This window comes from Lacisediminihabitans sp. (genome assembly GCF_036404185.1).
In the GTDB taxonomy this organism is placed as follows: domain Bacteria; phylum Actinomycetota; class Actinomycetes; order Actinomycetales; family Microbacteriaceae; genus Lacisediminihabitans.
In genome coordinates this window covers 1-15,865 of record NZ_DASWPB010000003.1, presented here as the reverse complement: position 1 = coordinate 15,865, position 15,865 = coordinate 1, and the positions used below count along the sequence as shown (strand labels likewise).

Sequence of the window (15,865 nt, the reverse complement as noted above, 5' to 3'; positions counted from 1 at the left end):
GTCCGTTCGTGGCACGAGAAGAAGGCCGCGGAGCGAGCGGTCTGGGGCTCAGGCCATGTCACCGAAGTGCACAACAATCTGACCGTCGAACCGGACTGAGTTCGGGCGTCAGTTGTCGTTCCCGGTGTCGTCGAATCGCGCAGTCGGGGTCGCGCCCGCTGCTGCGCTGCCCCAGGTCCACCCGGCGACGTCCGGGTGATCCTCGCCGTGCGAACGGGTGTAGGCGCGCGCATCCAGACGCGCGTCCTGCATGTCCTGGCGCAACCCGGCCTCCCGGGCTGCAAGCCCAGGAACACGGTCGAGCACATCGATGACCAGATGGAACCGGTCCAGGTCGTTGAGCATCACCATGTCGAACGGCGTGGTGGTCGTGCCCTCCTCCTTGTATCCGCGCACGTGCATCTTGTCGTGTCCGTGACGGCGGTAGGTGAGGCGGTGGATCAGCCAGGGGTAGCCGTGGTACGCGAAGATCACCGGCTTGTCCGCCGTGAAGATCGCGTCGTACTCCCGGTCGCTCAGGCCGTGGGGGTGCTCGCCCTCGCTCTGCAGACGCATGAGGTCGACGACGTTGACCACCCGGACCTTCAGCGACGGCACGTACTGGCGGAGCAGGGACGCGGCCGCGAGGACCTCGAGGGTCGGCACGTCGCCAGCGGCGGCGAGCACAACATCCGGCTCCTGGCCGGCCGTCTCCGTCCCCGCCCACTCGAGCAGGCCGAGGCCGCGGGTGCAGTGCTCGACGGCCTGGTCCATGGTGAGCCAGTTCGCCGTCGGCTGCTTGCCGGCGACGACGACGTTCACGTAGTCGACGGAGCGCAGGCAGTGGTCGTAGGTGCTGAGCAGGGTGTTGGTGTCGAAGGGCAGGTAGACGCGCACGACGTCGGCCTTCTTGTTCACCACGTGGTCGATGAAGCCGGGGTCCTGGTGGGAGGTGCCGTTGTGGTCCTGGCGCCAGACGTGGGAGGACAGCAGGTAGTTCAGCGAGGAGATCGGCTTGCGCCACGGGATCTCGCGGGTGACCTTGAGCCACTTGGCGTGCTGGTTGAACATCGAGTCGACGATGTGGATGAAGGCCTCGTAGGAGGTGAACAGCCCGTGCCTGCCGGTCAGCAGGTATCCCTCGAGCCAGCCCTGGCACTGATGCTCGCTGAGCATCTCCATCACCCGGCCCGCCCTGGCGAGGTGCTCGTCGCTGGGGATGTATTCGGCGTTCCACTGCTTGTCGGTCGCGTCGTAGACGGGGGGCGCGAGGCGGTTGGAGGCCGTCTCGTCCGGGCCGAAGATCCGGAAGTTCGTCGGGTTGTCGCGGATGACGTCGGTCAGCCAGACGCCGAGCTGCCTGGTGGCCTCGGTGATCGTCGCGCCGGGGGACGGCACGTCGACGGCGTAGTCGCGGAAGTCACGCAGTTTCAGCGGCTTGCGGAGGATGCCGCCGTTGGCGTGGGGGTTCGCGCTCATCCGGAGGTCGCCCTCGGGGGCGAGGGCGGTGGCCAGCTCGACCGGCGCGCCCTCCTCGGTGAAGAGCTCCTCCGGCCGGTAGGAGAGCAGCCAGTCGTTGAGCACCTTGGTGTGCGCCGGGGTGTCCCTGGCGTCGGCGAGCGGGACCTGGTGCGAGCGCCAGCTGTCCTCCGCCGGCTTGCCGTCGATCTCCTTCGGGCAGGTCCAGCCCTTGGGGGTGCGCAGGATGATCATCGGCCAGGCCGGGCGGCCCTCGAGGGTGCCTGCCGCGGCATCCGCCTTGATCTGGGCGATCTGGTTGAGCACCTGGTCGAGCGTCTCGGCCATGCGGGCGTGCACGAGTGCGGGGTCTTCGCCGTCGAATCCGCCGGAGACGATGTACGGCGTGTGACCGTAGCCGCGCATGAGGTCGAGCAGCTCGCTCTCCGGGATGCGGGCGAGCAGCGTCGGGTTGGCGATCTTGTATCCGTTGAGGTGGAGGATCGGCAGCACGACCCCGTCCTCGAGCGGGTTGACGAACTTGTTGGAGTGCCAGCTGGTCGCGAGCGGGCCGGTCTCCGCCTCGCCGTCGCCGACGACGGCGGCGACCAGGAGGTTCGGGTTGTCGAAGGCCGCGCCGTAGGCGTGGCTCAGGGCGTATCCGAGCTCGCCGCCCTCGTGGATCGAACCGGGCAGCTCCGGCGAGGCGTGGCTCGGGATCCCGCCAGGGAAGGAGAACTGGCGGAAGAGCTTGCGAACGCCGTTCTCGTTCTGCTCGATGTTCGAGTAGACCTCGCTGTAGGTACCGTCCAGGTAGGCGTTCGCGACCATGCCGGGGCCGCCGTGGCCCGGGCCGGTGATGTAGATGGTGTTGAGCGAGCGCTCCTGGATGACCCGGTTCAGGTGCGCGTAGATGAAGTTGAGCCCCGGGGTCGTCCCCCAGTGGCCGAGCAGTCGCGGCTTGATGTGATCGCGCGTCAGCGGCTGGCGCAGGAGGGGGTTGTCGAGAAGGTAGATCTGGCCGACGGACAGATAGTTCGCCGCACGCCACCAGGCGTCGAGCTTGGCGAGGGTGGCCTTGTCAAGCGGCGAAACCTCGTGTGTGGGCCAGCTGGTGGTCTCGGATGTGGGGCTGAGCATGGTATCTCCGATCGCGGAAGCAGGCATCACCGTCGTGACGACACACACTGTTCCGTTTTCCCTGAGGTTACGCCCTCCGGCACGGGTCCCATGTGCCGGACGGCTCTTGATATTTCCGGGAATGTGAGGCAAGGGCCCTCCGCCCTTCCGCCACCCAGGACGCGGTGTACCGTGCGCCCCTGGGGGACGATGCCATTGTCTCGGATGGAACCCAAGGATCATAAGGAGAACAGCCCGATGCCAGACCGCTCAGAGCCCGACCCGGGCGCCACCGTCTTCGTGCTGTTCGGCGCGACGGGAGACCTCGCCAAGCGCATGGTCCTTCCCGCGTTCTTCCAGCTCGCCCAGCACGGACTGCTTCCGAAGATGTGGCTGCTGGTCGGCAACGGCCGCGGTGACGTCAGCCACGAGGACTTCAGGCAGCACGTGCACGACGTGCTCGAGGAGTTCGGCCCGAAACCCGAGGACGGCCCGTGGGAGGAGTTCAGCGCCAACCTGCGTTTTGCCGGGGGCGGCTTCGAGAAGTCGAGCCCGGGAACCATGCTCGACGTCCTGGACGAGGCCAGGGAGCAGCTCGGCAGCGACGTTCAGTACATCCACTACCTCGCGATCCCGCCCGCGGCGTTCATCGGCATCACGGAGGGTCTCGGCGAGCACGGTCTCGCGGAGGGCGCGAGGGTGGTCTACGAGAAGCCCTTCGGCACGTCGCCGGAGAACTTCGCGGAGCTGGACGAGGCCGTGCATCGGGTGCTCGATGAGAAGCAGGTCTTCCGCATCGACCACTTCCTGGGGAAGGAGGGGACCCAGAACCTGCACGCGCTTCGGTTCGGCAACGGCCTGTTCGACAGCGTCTGGAATCGCCGGCACGTGCGGGCCGTGCAGATCGACGTTCCCGAGACCCTCGACATCGCCGACCGGGCGGCGTTCTACGACGAGACGGGGGCCCTGCTCGACATGGTCGTCACCCATCTCTTCCAGCTGGCGGCCGAGATCGCCATGGAGCCGCCGCTGTCGATGGGTGCGGAGGACCTGCAGACGGCCAGGGAATCCGTCATCGCGGCGTTCCGTCCTCTCGCCAAGGAGGACGTGGTGCTCGGCCAGTTCGACGGCTACACCGACACCGAGGGGATCCCGAAGGACTCCACCACGGACACCTTCGTCGCCGCCAGGCTGTGGATCGACACGGATCGCTGGCGGGACGTTCCGTTCCTCCTCCGTACCGGCAAACAGCTCGCCCTGGACGGACAGCGGGTGAGCCTGATCTTCCGGCAGCCATCGGACGGCCCGCTGGAACACGATCTTCCCGCGCCCGGCAACGTGCTCACGATCGACCTGTCCGGCTCTGGCGGCATCGACCTGGAGCTGGTGGTCAAGGAGCCGGGTGCCAAGTTCCGGCTGGCGACGGCGGATGACTACCTGCCGCTGAAGAAGGTCGAGGACGCCGATCCGCTGCCGCCGTACGTCAAGCTCATCAATGACGTGATCGTCGGCGATCGTTCGCTGTTCACCCGGCCGGACGGGCTCGCCAGCACCTGGGCGGCCATCGCTCCGATCCTCGACGATCCGCCGCCGGTCGTGGGTTATGCCCGTGGCTCGTCCGGACCGGATGCCTCCGCCGAGCTGGCCGCCCCGGACGGATGGCTGCTCGACCGGCAGCGCGACTGACGGGACGCCGCCCGAGGTTCAGTAGTGGTCCCGTGCCTGCAGCACGACGATGTGCGTCTCTGTCACGAGGTAGACGAGGCGGTTCGCCTCATCGATGCGCCTGGACCACGCGCCGGACAGGATGTGCTTGAGCGGCTCGGGCTTGCCGGCGCCGGTGAACGGATCGCGCAGGACATCCTGAAGCAGGAGATTGATCCGCTGGAGGGTCTTCCTGTCCTGGCCCCGCCAGTAGGTGTAGTCCTCCCAGCCGTTCGCATCGAAGGCGAGGTGGCGGTTCACGCCTCGAGCAGCTCGTGGGCCTCGAAGTCGCCGCGACGGGCGCGTTCGAGCGCCGCGAGCAGCCGTTCAGCACCCTTCGCATTCCGCAACAGGTAGGCGGTCTCGATGATCGCGTCGTAGTCGTCCTTGGAGATGAGGACGGCATTGCCGTGCTTTGACACGACCTCGACCGGAGCGTGGTCGTCGTTGACCTGCTGGATGAGCCCAAACAGGTTTCGTCGGGCGTCGGTCGCGGTGATCGCGGACATCGGTCGCTTCCCTTCATGTGGTACCGAAAAGCGTACCACTGATGTCAGGCAGTGGTCCGGGGATTCGGCTCCCACCCGATGGCGGGGGCGACGTGGTTCGCGATGGTCTCGAGCAGGCGGGCGTTGTAGTCGACGCCGAGCTGGTTCGGCACCGTGAGCAGCACCGTGTCGGCATCCTGGACGGCCGCGTCGGCCGCCAGCTGTTCGGCGATCGCGTCCGGCTCGCCGGTGTAGCTCTTGCCGAAACGGGCTATGCCGCCGTCGAGGTAGCCCACCTGATCCTGGTTCTCCGCGGATCGGCCGCCGAAGTACTCGCGATCGAGGTCGGACACGATCGGGATGACGCTCCGGCTCACCGAGACCCGTGGCTCGCGCTCCCAGCCCGCCTCCGCCCAGGCGGCCCGGAACTGCGCGATCTGCTCGGCCTGGAGCTGGTCGAACGGTACGCCGGTGTCCTCGCTGAGGAGGGTGGAGCTCATCAGGTTGAGACCCTGCTCCGCCGTCCAGACGGCCGTCTGCCGCGTTCCGGAGCCCCACCAGATGCGCTCGGAGAGGCCGGGCGACTGCGGTTGGATCGCGAGAGGGATGCTCGATCCCGTCATCTGCGGATCGGAGAGCACCACACCGGCGCCGTCGATCGCGGCGCGGAACAGGGCGGTGTGCGCCCTGGCCATGTCGGCATCCGTCTCCCCGTCCGCGGGCAGGTAGCCGAACGCCTCCGCGCCGCGCAGGGCAGGCTCTGGTGACCCGCGGCTGACGCCGAGCTGGAGCCGGCCGGATGCGATGAGGTCCGCCGCGGCGGCCTCCTCTGCCATGTACAGCGGGTTCTCGTAGCGCATGTCGATGACGGCCGTTCCGAGCTCGATGCGGCTGGTGCGGGCGGCCATGGCTGCCAGCAGGGGGAACGGGGAGGCGAGCTGACGGGCGAAGTGATGCACCCGCACATAGGCGCCGTCGATGCCGAGCTCCTCGGCCGCGACGGCGAGCTCGATGCTCTGCAGGAGGGCGTCCTGCGCGGTCCGGGTGGACGAGCCGGGGATGGGCTGCCAGTGACCGAAGGAGAGAAAGCCGATGCGTTTCTTCATCACCTCAGCGTATGGCCGGCCGGTGGTGGATTGGTGGCTGGGGCGCAAACCGGCGAGAATCGACCGGTGCCATCCCTTGTTCGCGGAGTCCGCATCGTCGTCGCCCGTTTCTCGCGCACCATCTTCTTCCGGAGGGTGGGCCCGACCGTCATGCCCCCGCTCGAGAAGGGCATGGCCTGGCTCACCAGGGGCAGGGTGCAGATGAGCGGTCTGCTTGTGCCCTCTCTGGTGCTCTACACGATCGGGGCGAAGTCGGGAATCGAACGAGAGACCGCCCTGATGTACTGTCCTGAGGGCAGGAACCGGATGCTCGTGACGGGAAGCAATTTCGCCCGCGACAGTCATCCGGCCTGGACGGTCAACCTCATGGTCAACCCGGATGCGGCGGTGAGGCTGCACGGACGGCGGATTCCCGTCAGGGCGACCCTCATCGGCGATGACGAGCGCGAAGAGGTCTGGCGTTTCATCGAGCGGCAGTGGCCGGGCTATCGCGGGTATGAGCGGGCCTCCGGCAGGATCCTCCGCATCTTCCGGCTGGAACCGCGCTAACCGCTGTACTTGGCTAGGAGGTTGGTCGCGGCGGGAGATATGGCACCTCGCGGCGGGCAGATTGACTCGCGGCGGGAGACCCGCCTCCCGCCGCGACACAGTTTCTCCCGCCGCAGGTGGCATGGGGCTAAACCTTCTCCCTCCGCGACGCAGTTTCTCCCGCCAGTGGCATGGGCTGGGACCGCATGGATCGCGACCGGGATCCGCGCTAGCGATCGACCTCGGCCAGGGGTGGTGACGAGGTCGCCGGCGCCGAGAGCTGGCTATTCTCCCAGCGCAGTTCGAGCGCGTTCATGGCCAGCCTCGCCAGGTCCTGCAGGGTCGCCATCTGATCGGCCGTCACCTCGCGCGGCTCGAAGTCGAGCACGCAGAGCGTGCCGAGGTTCTGGCCGTCACGGGTCGTCAGCGGCACCCCGGCGTAGAACTGCAGGCCGAAGTCGCCGACGACGAGCGGATGCGTGGCGGTACGCGGGTCGCTGCGCGCATCCTCGACGATCCAGGGGGTGTCCTGGGTGATGGCGGACGCGCAGAAGCCGGGATCCCTGTCCACCTGCAGCAGATCGAGTCCGTGGTGGGCCTTGAACCAGATGCGGTGGTGGTCGACGATGCTGACCAGCGCGACGGGTGTCGACATCACCCGGGCGGCGATGGCGGCGATCCGGTCGAAGGTGTCGTCGGGAGGGGTGTCCAGCAGGCCGTAGCGCTCGACCGCGTTCATCCGCGCCACCTCGTCGACGGCCGCGGCCGGAGCCTCGGTGAGCCGGTGCCGGCCGGTCTCGGAGAAGACGCTCTGACGCAGTGCGAGGACCAGCTCGGCGGAGGTCGGGCGATCCTCGGGGTCGCGGGCGGTCATCGCGGCGATGAGGTTGCGCCAGTCGTCGCCGAGGTCGGCGGGGATGTCCGGGTCGTGGTTCAGCCTGGCCGTGGCGGAATCGACAGGGGTCGCCCCCGGGAAGGCCAGGGTCCTGGTGAAGCACTCGAGCAGCACCAAGCCGAGGGAGTAGACGTCGCTGGCCGGTCCGACGGGACGGCCCCTGACCTGCTCAGGGCTGAGATAGGCGGCCGTTCCCGTGGTCAGCCCTTCCGGCGTCGACAGAGTGTGCTCGGTGACGAGGGCGATGCCGAAATCGGTGAGCTTGGCGCGGGCACGGGTGCTGTCGTCCTGGTAGTCGACGATCATGATGTTCGACGGCTTGATGTCGCGGTGCACGACCCCGCGGTGATGGATGTACTGGAGTCCCTCCGCGAGGTCGAAGCCGATCTGTGCGATCTGCCTGGCGGTGAGCGGGCCGCGCGCGAGCCTGCGCTCGAGATCGGCTCCCTCGACGAGCTCCATCACGAAGAAGATGCGGGGACGTCCCTCCTCGCTGCGGTCGATCGCGGCGTCCAGCAGGGTCACGAGGCCGTGGTGATTGAGGGACGCCAGAAGGTTGACCTCGTCCTCCTGGCGGCGGACGTCCTCTGGCTTCGTGCTGGCGATGAAGACCTTGACGGCCACGTCGCGGCCCAGCTGTTCGTCCCTGGCCCGGTAGACGTAGCCCATGCCGCCTCGCCCGATCAGCTGATCGAGACGGTATCGCCCCTGCAGCACCCCACTCGCCGGCCGTGGCATGGCGGTCATCCTTTCCGATGGCGTTTTCTGGACGATGCCATGTTCGTGACGTTCAGGAAATTGTCTCTCATTCCGGGCGGCGGACCGCATTTCCCGAACCCCATTGACAGGTGGCGGCAAAACGGATATCCCCTCGTCGAGGAAAACGAGGCGAGTATCGTCGAGACATGACCGCAAGCACAGACATCCTCATCGACGCCTTCGGTCGGATCCGCGACGGGCTGCGACGCACCGTCCGCGACCTCGACGAGGCCCAGCTGTCAACGCGCATCGAGCAGGGCAGCAATTCCATCGCCTGGCTGCTCTGGCACCTCAGCCGGGTGCAGGACGACCACCTCGCGGATGCCATGGGAACCGAGCAGGTCTGGACCGCCGGGGGATGGGCGCGGCGCTTCGCCCTGCCGTTCCCGGACGACGCGACCGGCTACGGGCAGTCCGACGAGGAGGTGGCCGCGGTCAGGAACGTCTCCGGCGCGCTGCTCGCCGACTACCACGACGCCGTGAGCGGTGCGACGATCGGCTACCTCGAGGGACTGACCGACGATGACCTCGATCGCATCGTCGATCGCAACTGGAACCCGCCGGTGACCCTCGCCGTCCGTCTCGTGAGCGTGATCTCCGACGACCTCCAGCACCTCGGTCAGGCCGGCTTCCTGCGCGGGATCGTCAGTCGGCGCTGATCCCGGCTCAGTCCTCGCCGATGTCCTCGTTCCAGAGCGCCGGATTGTCGAGAATGAACGTCCCCATCATCTCGATGAGTTTCGGGTCGTTCACGACCGTGACGTCCACGCCGTTCTCCGCCAGCCACTCCTGGCCGCCGAGGAAGCTCGTGTCGTCGCCGACGACCACGCGGCCGATGCCGAACTGACGCACCAACCCGGAGCAGTACCAGCACGGGGAGAGCGTCGTCACCATCACGGTGTCGCGATAGCTCCGCTGCCTGCCCGCATTGTGGAACGCGTTCGTCTCCGCATGCATCGCGGCGTCGCCGTCCTGCACCCGCCGGTTGTGACCGCTGCCGAGCAGCCTGCCGTCGGAGGAGAGCAGGGCGGCCCCGATGGGGATGCCGCCCTCCGCCGCCCCTCGTTCCGCCTCGGCCGTCGCGACGGCCAGCTTCTCGGCGTCCGTCGAGTAGATCGTCTCGCTCACGCCACGTCGTCCGCGGCGTCGACGCCGATCACCACATCCGGGGTGGCGTCGAGCGGGCCGCCGAGAGCCGGCTTGAATGCCTTGAACAAGAAGTAGTAGGCGACGGCGGAGAGCACGAAGCCGACGATGGCGGTGAGGTCGCCGATCGGCGAAGGCGCCTTGGCGAGGAACCCGGTGAAGAAGGTCTGGTTCGAGAACAGCAGCACGGAGACGACGAGGCCGAACAGGAAGGCCAGGATGCCCGCGGCGTTCCGGTACTTCGCCTTCTCGGTGACGAGTGTGCCGATCTCGGTGCCTCGACGCAGGAAGCGGTCGACGAGCACCACGCCGAGCCAGGGCGAGATCCAGTAGGCGATGACCAGGAGGAAGTTCTCGTAGGTACCGCTGAGGGAGGCGTTGATGACGGCGCTGAGGGCGATGAAGAACCCGATGATGCCGAAGCCGAGGGCGATGATCGCGCGGCGGAGGGAGAACCGGATCTTGATGCCGGCGGCCAGGAAGGACATCGCGCCGGAGTAGATGTTGAGCGCGTTGGCTGCGATGGCGCCGACCGCGATCGCGATGAGCGTGAGGTCGCGGATGACCACGGGCATCGAGGCGGTGAACGAACTGGTCGGGTCGTCCGGATTGAACCCGGCGATGGTCGCGGCGGCGGCTCCGGCCGCCATGAGGACGACGCAGGAGATGAGGTTGCCGAGTCCGGCGGCCCAGCCGATGGTGATCTTGCTGGTGGCCTTCTTGAGGTAGCGGCTGTAATCGGCGGCGTAGGGGTTCCAGCCGGCGGCATAGCCGAAGGCGGCACCGGCGGCGAGGGTGAAGCCTGCAAAGCTGAAGCCGTTGCCCTTCACCGTGAGCGGGGCGTGGACGAAGATCGTGATCGTCGCGATGATGAAGATCGCACCGAGGATGTAGCTGGCATAGCGCTCGAAGACCTGGACCAGGTCGTGGCCGATGAAGGCGACGGCCACCTCGAGCACAACGATGATGACGAGGGCGATCCAGGTGGGCATGCCGGTGAGGGTCGACAGGGCGAAGGCCCCGCTCACGGAGTTGACCGCGAACCAGCCGAGCCCCGCCATGATCGTGTTGATCGCGGCGGGCAGGATGTTGCCGCGGTAGCCGAAGGCCGTGCGGCTCAGGACGAGCTGGGCCAGCCCCTCCCGGGGCCCCCAGGTGGACAGGATGCCCTGGGTGAGCGCGCCGGCCGCCGTGCCGAGCACGAGCGCGGCCATGGCCTGCCAGAAGCCGAGCCCGAAGAAGGCGACGGCGATGACGCCGACGAAGATGGTGGCGAACTCGAGGTTCGGTGCCGTCCAGGTGGCGAAGAGCTGCCACGGGGAACCGTGGCGCTTGCTCGGCGGGATCGCTTCGATGCCGCCTGCTTCGACGGACGTGGCCTTGGTCGGCGCTATCGTCGCCGCTGTATCTGTCATGGCTAAATTCTAGGGAGCCGGACACACCCGCTTTTGCCAAAAGTCAAGGACTTCACACGCAATTTACATGGCGCTGTGCAAAGGCCCTCCTCATCGCCCTTCGCTCGGTCGTCCAGACAACCTCCATCCGACTCCCCGGTATCATCCGGTTGAGTCATAGGAATCGCATAGCTCGCGGAGTTCTGCTTGATTCCGAAACGACCGGAGGGGTCGCTCGGAAGGAAGAGGATCATGAACACCGAGGATGTCGAGCCGGATGCCGCACCCGAGTCGCCGACGGCCGCGGAGGCGGCGCGCCCCGCGTCCCGCCGGCGGTGGAGGAGGCGCACCGTCGTGATCGTCGGGGCGGTCGGCGCACTGGCCATCGTCTGCGGGGCGGGCGGCATCGCGACGAGTGGCCACCTGGTCGCGGCGGACGGCGGGACCTCCTCGTCGGGCTCGGCCTTCGGGCCGGCGGCGACGACCCCACGGTCCACCGCCTCACGGGCGTCGAGCCTCTCCGCGCTCTCCGCGACCGATGCGCAGCAGGTCGGTGTTGTCACCATCACCACCGTCCTCGGCTACCAGGAGGCTGAGGCGGCGGGCACCGGCATCGTGCTCAGCTCGTCCGGCGAGATCGTCACCAACAACCACGTCGTCGACGGCGCGACGAGCATCAGCGTCACGGTGGTCTCCACCGGCGCGGTCTACACGGCGGATGTCGTGGGCACGGACCCGACGGACGACATCGCCGTCCTCCGGCTCGAGGGCGCCTCCGGGTTGAAGACCGCGACCCTGGACACCGACGCCGACGCCGCGGTCGCAGACGCGGTGACGGCGGTGGGCAATGCGGGGGGAACGGGAGAGCTGACCCGCGCGTCGGGAGCCATCACCGCGCTCGACCAGACCATCACGGCGTCCGACGAGGATTCGAGCAACGCCGAGACGCTGACCGGGCTCATCCAGACGGATGCCGACGTGCAGGCGGGCGACTCCGGCGGCCCGCTCTACGACGCGGAGGGCGAGGTGATCGGCATCGACACCGCTGCCAGCTCCGGCGGATCGGAGACCGAGGGCTTCGCGATCCCGATCGGCAAGGCCCTGGCGGTCGCGAGCCTCATCGAGGCGGGAGGCGAGACCTCGGGCATCACCATCGGCTATCCGGCGTTCCTCGGGGTGGAGACCTCCGCCTCGAGTGGCGAGGCCGGGATCGATTCGGCCAGCATCGGCTCGGCCGGCGGCGCGGCGGTGATCGGCGTGGTCGCGGGCACCCCCGCGGCCGGGATCGGTCTCGTCGCTGGCGACACCATCACGGCGATCGACGGAACCGCCGTGCCGTCGGCCGCCGCGCTGAGCACGGCCCTCGGCGACCACGCGGCCGGCGACACCGTGACACTCTCCTGGACGGATGCGGCGGGAACGACCCACGACTCACCGGTCACCCTCGCCCAGGGTCCGGCGAACTGACGGCCGGGGCGGGTCATCTCCCGCGCAGCCGCTCGAGCTCGCGTCGTTCGCGTTTCGTGGGGCGGCCGGCGCCGCGTTCGCGCTGCACCGCCGCGGCGACCTCTTCCCGAGGGGGCGCGGGCGGGGTGAGGTCGACAAAACACTCCGCGGCGACGACGGCTCCCACCCGCTTGCTGAGGATGCGTGCCACCCGCACCGTGCGCTCCGACTCCGGGCCGCGCACCCTGACCTCGTCCCCGACGTGAACGGGCTGCGCTGGCTTCGCCCGCTCGCCATTGACCTGCACGTGGCCCGCCTTGCACGCGGTGGTCGCGGCGGACCGCGTCTTCGCCATCCGGACGGCCCACACCCAGGCATCCACCCGGGTGCTCGTCGCGGCGTCCATGGTCCGACTCTAGGCCTCCGGCTCAGGCCGTCGCGAGCGAGCTCTTCCAGTCCACGAGAGAGCGAACCGTCTCGCTGGTGTCCTCGGCGAGACGGTCCATGACATCCGCGGGAACCAAGAAGTTGATCGCGAGGAAACCCCGGACGCGCTCGGAGGGATCGTCGGCGAGGGAGCGCAGCACGTCGCAGGGCGCCGACTCGTTCCTGGCGACGCAGGAGCGCACTCCCTCGTCGGGGTCCCTGGCCAGGGACTCGAACAGATCCAGGGGAGCGTGATAGCTGCTCGCGACGCTCTCGCGGATCTTGGGATTGCCGTCGGCGGCCAGCAGCCGCAGCCGCAGGATCTTGGTGTCGGTCACCGGGGGAGCGGGATGCAGAGCGGCCGCCTGCTCGGCGGTGAGCATGACGGGACGGTGATCGCGCATCGCCTGGCGCTGCGCCGGCGTGTTGAAGCGGATGCAGGACATCCTGCGACGCTACCCGACTCCGACTAGACGGCGACGGATCCCGGCCGCGTTTTCCGTCGGATCCAGGGGATCACGGCCGAGGTGTGCTTCTGGTAGTCGGCGTATTCCGGGTACTTGGTGAGGCTGATGCTCTCGGTGAAGACCGTCGAGCCGACGAACAGGCCGGTGAGGAGCACGGCGCCGAGCACCGTCCACTGGAAGACCGAACCGGCCGCGACCGTGCCGATGAAGAACAGAACCCACCACTGGGCCTGCTCGAAGAAGAAGTTCGGATGCCGGGAGAAGGCGAACAGACCGGACTGCAGGAACCGGGGATTCGGTTCCCGTCCGGCCGCGACCTCCGCACGCTTCCAGGCGTGGAAGTTCCACTGCTGCTGATCGGCGACGGTCTCGCCGATCAGCAGGGCAAGGAACAGGAGCGCGAGGACGGCATCCAGCGGCGTGAACGCCGTTTGATGGTCGTAGGCGGTCAGCGCCGGCAGGGCGATGAGCAGCAGGATGGCGTTCTGGTACAGGACGATGAACAGCAGGTTGAAGATCTGGAACTGCCACGGCTTCATCCGTGCCCGCAGGACGGGCCAGCGATAGTCCTCCTCGCCGTTGTATCCGCCCTTGCGTGCGAAGTTAAAGGTGAGCCGGGCTCCCCAGAGGGTGACGAGAACCGCCATCACATCGAGCCTGAGGTCACCGAGCCCGGCGAACGCCGCGAACACCCAGACGTACACGACGGGAACGATCGACCAGATGCGATCGACCCAGGAATTGTCCCTGGTGATCAGCGAGGCGATCCAGCAGAAGGCGCACACCGCGATCGCGATCCAGAAAACGACGAGGAGTGGGGTCATCATCGAATCCTATCCTTGACGTGGGCTGTGGATAGACTCGATCACTGTGGAGTCTCAACAGCGAAATCCGGTGAGTTCCCGAATCTTCACGATTCCCAACGTCCTCAGCTTCATCCGGCTGCTGCTCGTGCCGGTGTTCCTGGTCCTCATCATCCTGGGCTATGACGCCTTCGCCTTGCTCGTGCTCGTCGTCTCGAGCATCACCGATTACCTGGACGGGGTGCTGGCCAGGGGGCTGAACCAGATCTCGCGGCTCGGACAGCTGCTGGATCCCGCGGCCGACCGGCTCTTCATCTTCGCCACCCTCATCGGCCTCGCCATCCGCGCGGTGATCCCCTGGTGGCTTCTCGCGATCATCGTCGCCCGTGACCTCATGCTGCTCGTGCTCGGGATCGTGCTCGCCAACCACGGCTACGGGCCGCTGCCCGTGCACCATCTCGGCAAGGTGGCGACGTTCTGCCTCTTCTATGCGCTGCCGATCCTCATGCTCGGTCAGGCTTTCCCTTCGATCGCCTGGCTGACCGTCCCGATCGGCTGGGCCTTCGCGGTCTGGGGGGCTTTCCTGTATTGGTGGGCGGGCATTATCTACCTTCGGGAGACCGTGCGGGTGATCAGGATTCCGAGGGTGGACGCACCGGCCGAATCCGATACGCTTGGGCGCTAAGAGAAGCACGGGAGGTGCATGATGGTCGACTCGGGAACTGCCGCTGACGACGATGAAGACCGCCCTCGCGAGAACGACACAACCACCCTCAACCTGAGCGGGGACTTCGCGGCCCAGCTGGCCGCCCTCGCGGGCGAGGTCTCGCCGGAGGAGCAGCAGGCCATCGCGGCGCTGCCGTCCGGCTCTGCACTGTTGGTGGTTCGGCGGGGGCCGGATATCGGAGCTCGATTTCTGCTCGATTCGGATGTGACCACCGCCGGCAGGCATCCGGACGCCGACATCTTCCTGGACGATGTGACCGTCTCGCGTCGGCACACCGAATTCCTGCGGCACGGAAAGGTCTTCGAGATCAAGGATCTCGGCAGCCTCAACGGCACCTACTTCGATGGTGTGCGGATCGACAACGCCCTCCTCAAAGACGGTGCCGAGGTGCAGATCGGCAAGTTCCGACTGACCTTCTATGCTTCGCGGGTGGATCTCGCCAATCAGGCGACCAAGTAGTGGGGCGTTCCTCGGCCCAGGCTCGTGTGCCTGGGGCTGCCACCCTTCTCAGCATCGGCCAGGTGCTGGCCCGCCTCACCTCCGAGTTCCCCGATCTGACCCCGTCGAAACTGCGGTTTCTCGAGGAGCGGCAGCTGATCTGCCCCGCCCGCACGGAATCCGGGTATCGCAAGTTCTCCGCCGCCGACCTCGACCGGCTGCGGTTCGTGCTCACCATGCAGCGCGATCACTACCTGCCGCTCAAGGTGATCAGGGGGTACCTCGACGATCTGGACGCCGGCCGGGTCCCCTCGCTTCCCGGCGGGTCGACCTTCGCCTCTCCGTCGATCCTGTCCAGCGAGCGACGCATGCAGCGGGACGAGCTCGTCCGCGAGGCGGGCGCGACACCCCAGCTGCTCAACGATGCGGTCTCGTCGTCCCTGATCGGGGCATCCGATCTCTACGGCGAGGATGCGCTCGCCGTGCTTCGCTCGCTCGTCGAGCTCCAGCGGTCCGGCATCGAGCCGAGGCATCTGCGCGGCTTCCGCGCGGCGGCCGAACGTGAGCTGGGCCTCATCGAGAGTGCCCTCATCCCGGTGGCGCGCCGCAAGGATGCGTCGAGCAGGGCCAAGGCGGCGGAATTGGCCCGCGAGATCGCCGGTCAGCTGGAGATCGTGCGCAGCAGCCTGATTCGCTCTGCGCTGACGCGTCTCGACCCCTAAGCTGGAGGTCTTCGGGAACGACGTCGTTCGAACGGAGAATCTGACCGACACGCCGACGTGGTAGATCGATATGTCGCCGATCCCGGTGCCGGTCTCGGTAACGTGGGACCACACAGAAGTATCAACCATTCCTTGAACGTTGGGAATGACGGATGCAGCAGGTCGAGAGAATGGAAAGGCAGTCAGATGAGCGAGCTCGGTACCCGTGGTGAGGATTCTCGCTACGATCTCGGACTGCTCTTCACCGACGGCCTGCCCGA

The 15,865-nt window shown here is 67.5% G+C and carries 17 protein-coding genes; 7 read left to right on the top strand and 10 right to left on the bottom strand.

Annotated elements, in window-relative coordinates; translation table 11 throughout:
- Positions 1-108: 108 nt before the first annotated feature.
- The gene (locus tag VGC18_RS00175) at positions 109-2,577 is read right to left on the bottom strand and encodes a phosphoketolase family protein (protein WP_331092971.1); all 2,469 of its coding nucleotides are present in this window, start codon (positions 2,575-2,577) and stop codon (positions 109-111) included.
- Positions 2,578-2,814: 237 nt separating this feature from the next.
- On the opposite strand from VGC18_RS00175, the gene VGC18_RS00170 reads away from it, so the two are divergent.
- On the top strand, positions 2,815-4,242 hold the full coding sequence (locus tag VGC18_RS00170; RefSeq protein ID WP_331092969.1) for a glucose-6-phosphate dehydrogenase (NADP(+)): 1,428 nt from the start codon (positions 2,815-2,817) through the stop codon (positions 4,240-4,242).
- Between the two features lie 18 nt (positions 4,243-4,260).
- Here VGC18_RS00170 and VGC18_RS00165 read toward each other — a convergent pair whose 3' ends face one another.
- Genes VGC18_RS00165 through VGC18_RS00155 form a run of 3 tightly spaced genes read right to left on the bottom strand, consistent with a single transcriptional unit; the run spans position 4,261 to position 5,854 of the window.
- Positions 4,261-4,521, bottom strand: coding sequence for a Txe/YoeB family addiction module toxin (locus VGC18_RS00165; protein ID WP_331092967.1), 261 nt, complete (start codon positions 4,519-4,521; stop codon positions 4,261-4,263).
- Positions 4,518-4,769, bottom strand: a complete 252-nt coding sequence (locus tag VGC18_RS00160) for a type II toxin-antitoxin system prevent-host-death family antitoxin (RefSeq protein ID WP_331092965.1) — start codon at positions 4,767-4,769, stop codon at positions 4,518-4,520. The genes VGC18_RS00165 and VGC18_RS00160 overlap by 4 nt, the downstream gene beginning before the upstream one ends.
- A 44-nt stretch (positions 4,770-4,813) precedes the next feature.
- Positions 4,814-5,854, bottom strand: a complete 1,041-nt coding sequence (locus VGC18_RS00155; protein ID WP_414672838.1) for an LLM class flavin-dependent oxidoreductase — start codon at positions 5,852-5,854, stop codon at positions 4,814-4,816.
- Positions 5,855-5,920: 66 nt separating this feature from the next.
- Here VGC18_RS00155 and VGC18_RS00150 point away from each other — a divergent pair, with 66 nt between their 5' ends.
- Entirely contained in the window at positions 5,921-6,403 is a 483-nt protein-coding gene (locus VGC18_RS00150; protein ID WP_331092961.1) for a nitroreductase/quinone reductase family protein, read from the top strand.
- Between the two features lie 208 nt (positions 6,404-6,611).
- Here the strand turns inward: VGC18_RS00150 and VGC18_RS00145 are convergent, their stop codons facing one another.
- Positions 6,612-8,015, bottom strand: coding sequence for a GAF domain-containing serine/threonine-protein kinase (locus VGC18_RS00145; RefSeq protein WP_331092959.1), 1,404 nt, complete (start codon positions 8,013-8,015; stop codon positions 6,612-6,614).
- A gap of 167 nt (positions 8,016-8,182) precedes the next feature.
- On the opposite strand from VGC18_RS00145, the gene VGC18_RS00140 reads away from it, so the two are divergent.
- Positions 8,183-8,695 carry a mycothiol transferase gene (locus VGC18_RS00140; RefSeq protein WP_331092957.1) on the top strand — a complete coding sequence of 171 codons (513 nt, stop codon included), beginning with the start codon at positions 8,183-8,185 and terminating at the stop codon, positions 8,693-8,695.
- A gap of 7 nt (positions 8,696-8,702) precedes the next feature.
- On the opposite strand, the gene VGC18_RS00135 is transcribed toward VGC18_RS00140, so the two are convergent.
- Together VGC18_RS00135 and VGC18_RS00130 are read right to left on the bottom strand one after the other, a co-directional pair.
- Positions 8,703-9,164 carry a nucleoside deaminase gene (locus VGC18_RS00135; RefSeq protein ID WP_331092955.1) on the bottom strand — a complete coding sequence of 154 codons (462 nt, stop codon included), beginning with the start codon at positions 9,162-9,164 and terminating at the stop codon, positions 8,703-8,705.
- Positions 9,161-10,597, bottom strand: a complete 1,437-nt coding sequence (locus VGC18_RS00130; RefSeq protein WP_331092953.1) for a purine-cytosine permease family protein — start codon at positions 10,595-10,597, stop codon at positions 9,161-9,163. The genes VGC18_RS00135 and VGC18_RS00130 overlap by 4 nt, the downstream gene beginning before the upstream one ends.
- A 231-nt stretch (positions 10,598-10,828) precedes the next feature.
- On the opposite strand from VGC18_RS00130, the gene VGC18_RS00125 reads away from it, so the two are divergent.
- Positions 10,829-12,043: a S1C family serine protease gene (locus VGC18_RS00125; RefSeq protein ID WP_331092951.1), complete on the top strand. Its 1,215-nt coding sequence runs from the start codon at positions 10,829-10,831 to the stop codon at positions 12,041-12,043.
- 13 nt (positions 12,044-12,056) lie between these two features.
- Here the strand turns inward: VGC18_RS00125 and VGC18_RS00120 are convergent, their stop codons facing one another.
- Genes VGC18_RS00120 through VGC18_RS00110 form a run of 3 tightly spaced genes read right to left on the bottom strand, consistent with a single transcriptional unit; the run spans position 12,057 to position 13,739 of the window.
- Positions 12,057-12,428: an RNA-binding S4 domain-containing protein gene (locus tag VGC18_RS00120; protein ID WP_331092949.1), complete on the bottom strand. Its 372-nt coding sequence runs from the start codon at positions 12,426-12,428 to the stop codon at positions 12,057-12,059.
- Between the two features lie 22 nt (positions 12,429-12,450).
- Positions 12,451-12,894: a hypothetical protein gene (locus VGC18_RS00115; RefSeq protein ID WP_331092947.1), complete on the bottom strand. Its 444-nt coding sequence runs from the start codon at positions 12,892-12,894 to the stop codon at positions 12,451-12,453.
- Positions 12,895-12,917: 23 nt separating this feature from the next.
- Positions 12,918-13,739 (bottom strand): DUF1295 domain-containing protein, encoded by an 822-nt coding sequence (locus tag VGC18_RS00110; protein WP_331092973.1) that lies wholly within the window; start codon positions 13,737-13,739, stop codon positions 12,918-12,920.
- Positions 13,740-13,809: 70 nt separating this feature from the next.
- Between VGC18_RS00110 and VGC18_RS00105 the strand changes: the two genes are divergently transcribed.
- Genes VGC18_RS00105 through VGC18_RS00095 form a run of 3 tightly spaced genes read left to right on the top strand, consistent with a single transcriptional unit; the run spans position 13,810 to position 15,605 of the window.
- Positions 13,810-14,403 (top strand): CDP-alcohol phosphatidyltransferase family protein, encoded by a 594-nt coding sequence (locus VGC18_RS00105; RefSeq protein ID WP_331092946.1) that lies wholly within the window; start codon positions 13,810-13,812, stop codon positions 14,401-14,403.
- Positions 14,404-14,424: 21 nt separating this feature from the next.
- Complete coding sequence (locus VGC18_RS00100; RefSeq protein ID WP_414672839.1) at positions 14,425-14,904, top strand: FHA domain-containing protein; 480 nt, start codon at positions 14,425-14,427, stop codon at positions 14,902-14,904.
- Positions 14,904-15,605 (top strand): MerR family transcriptional regulator, encoded by a 702-nt coding sequence (locus tag VGC18_RS00095; RefSeq protein WP_331092942.1) that lies wholly within the window; start codon positions 14,904-14,906, stop codon positions 15,603-15,605. Before VGC18_RS00100 ends, VGC18_RS00095 begins: the two co-directional genes overlap by 1 nt.
- The last annotated feature ends 260 nt before the right edge of the window (positions 15,606-15,865 follow it).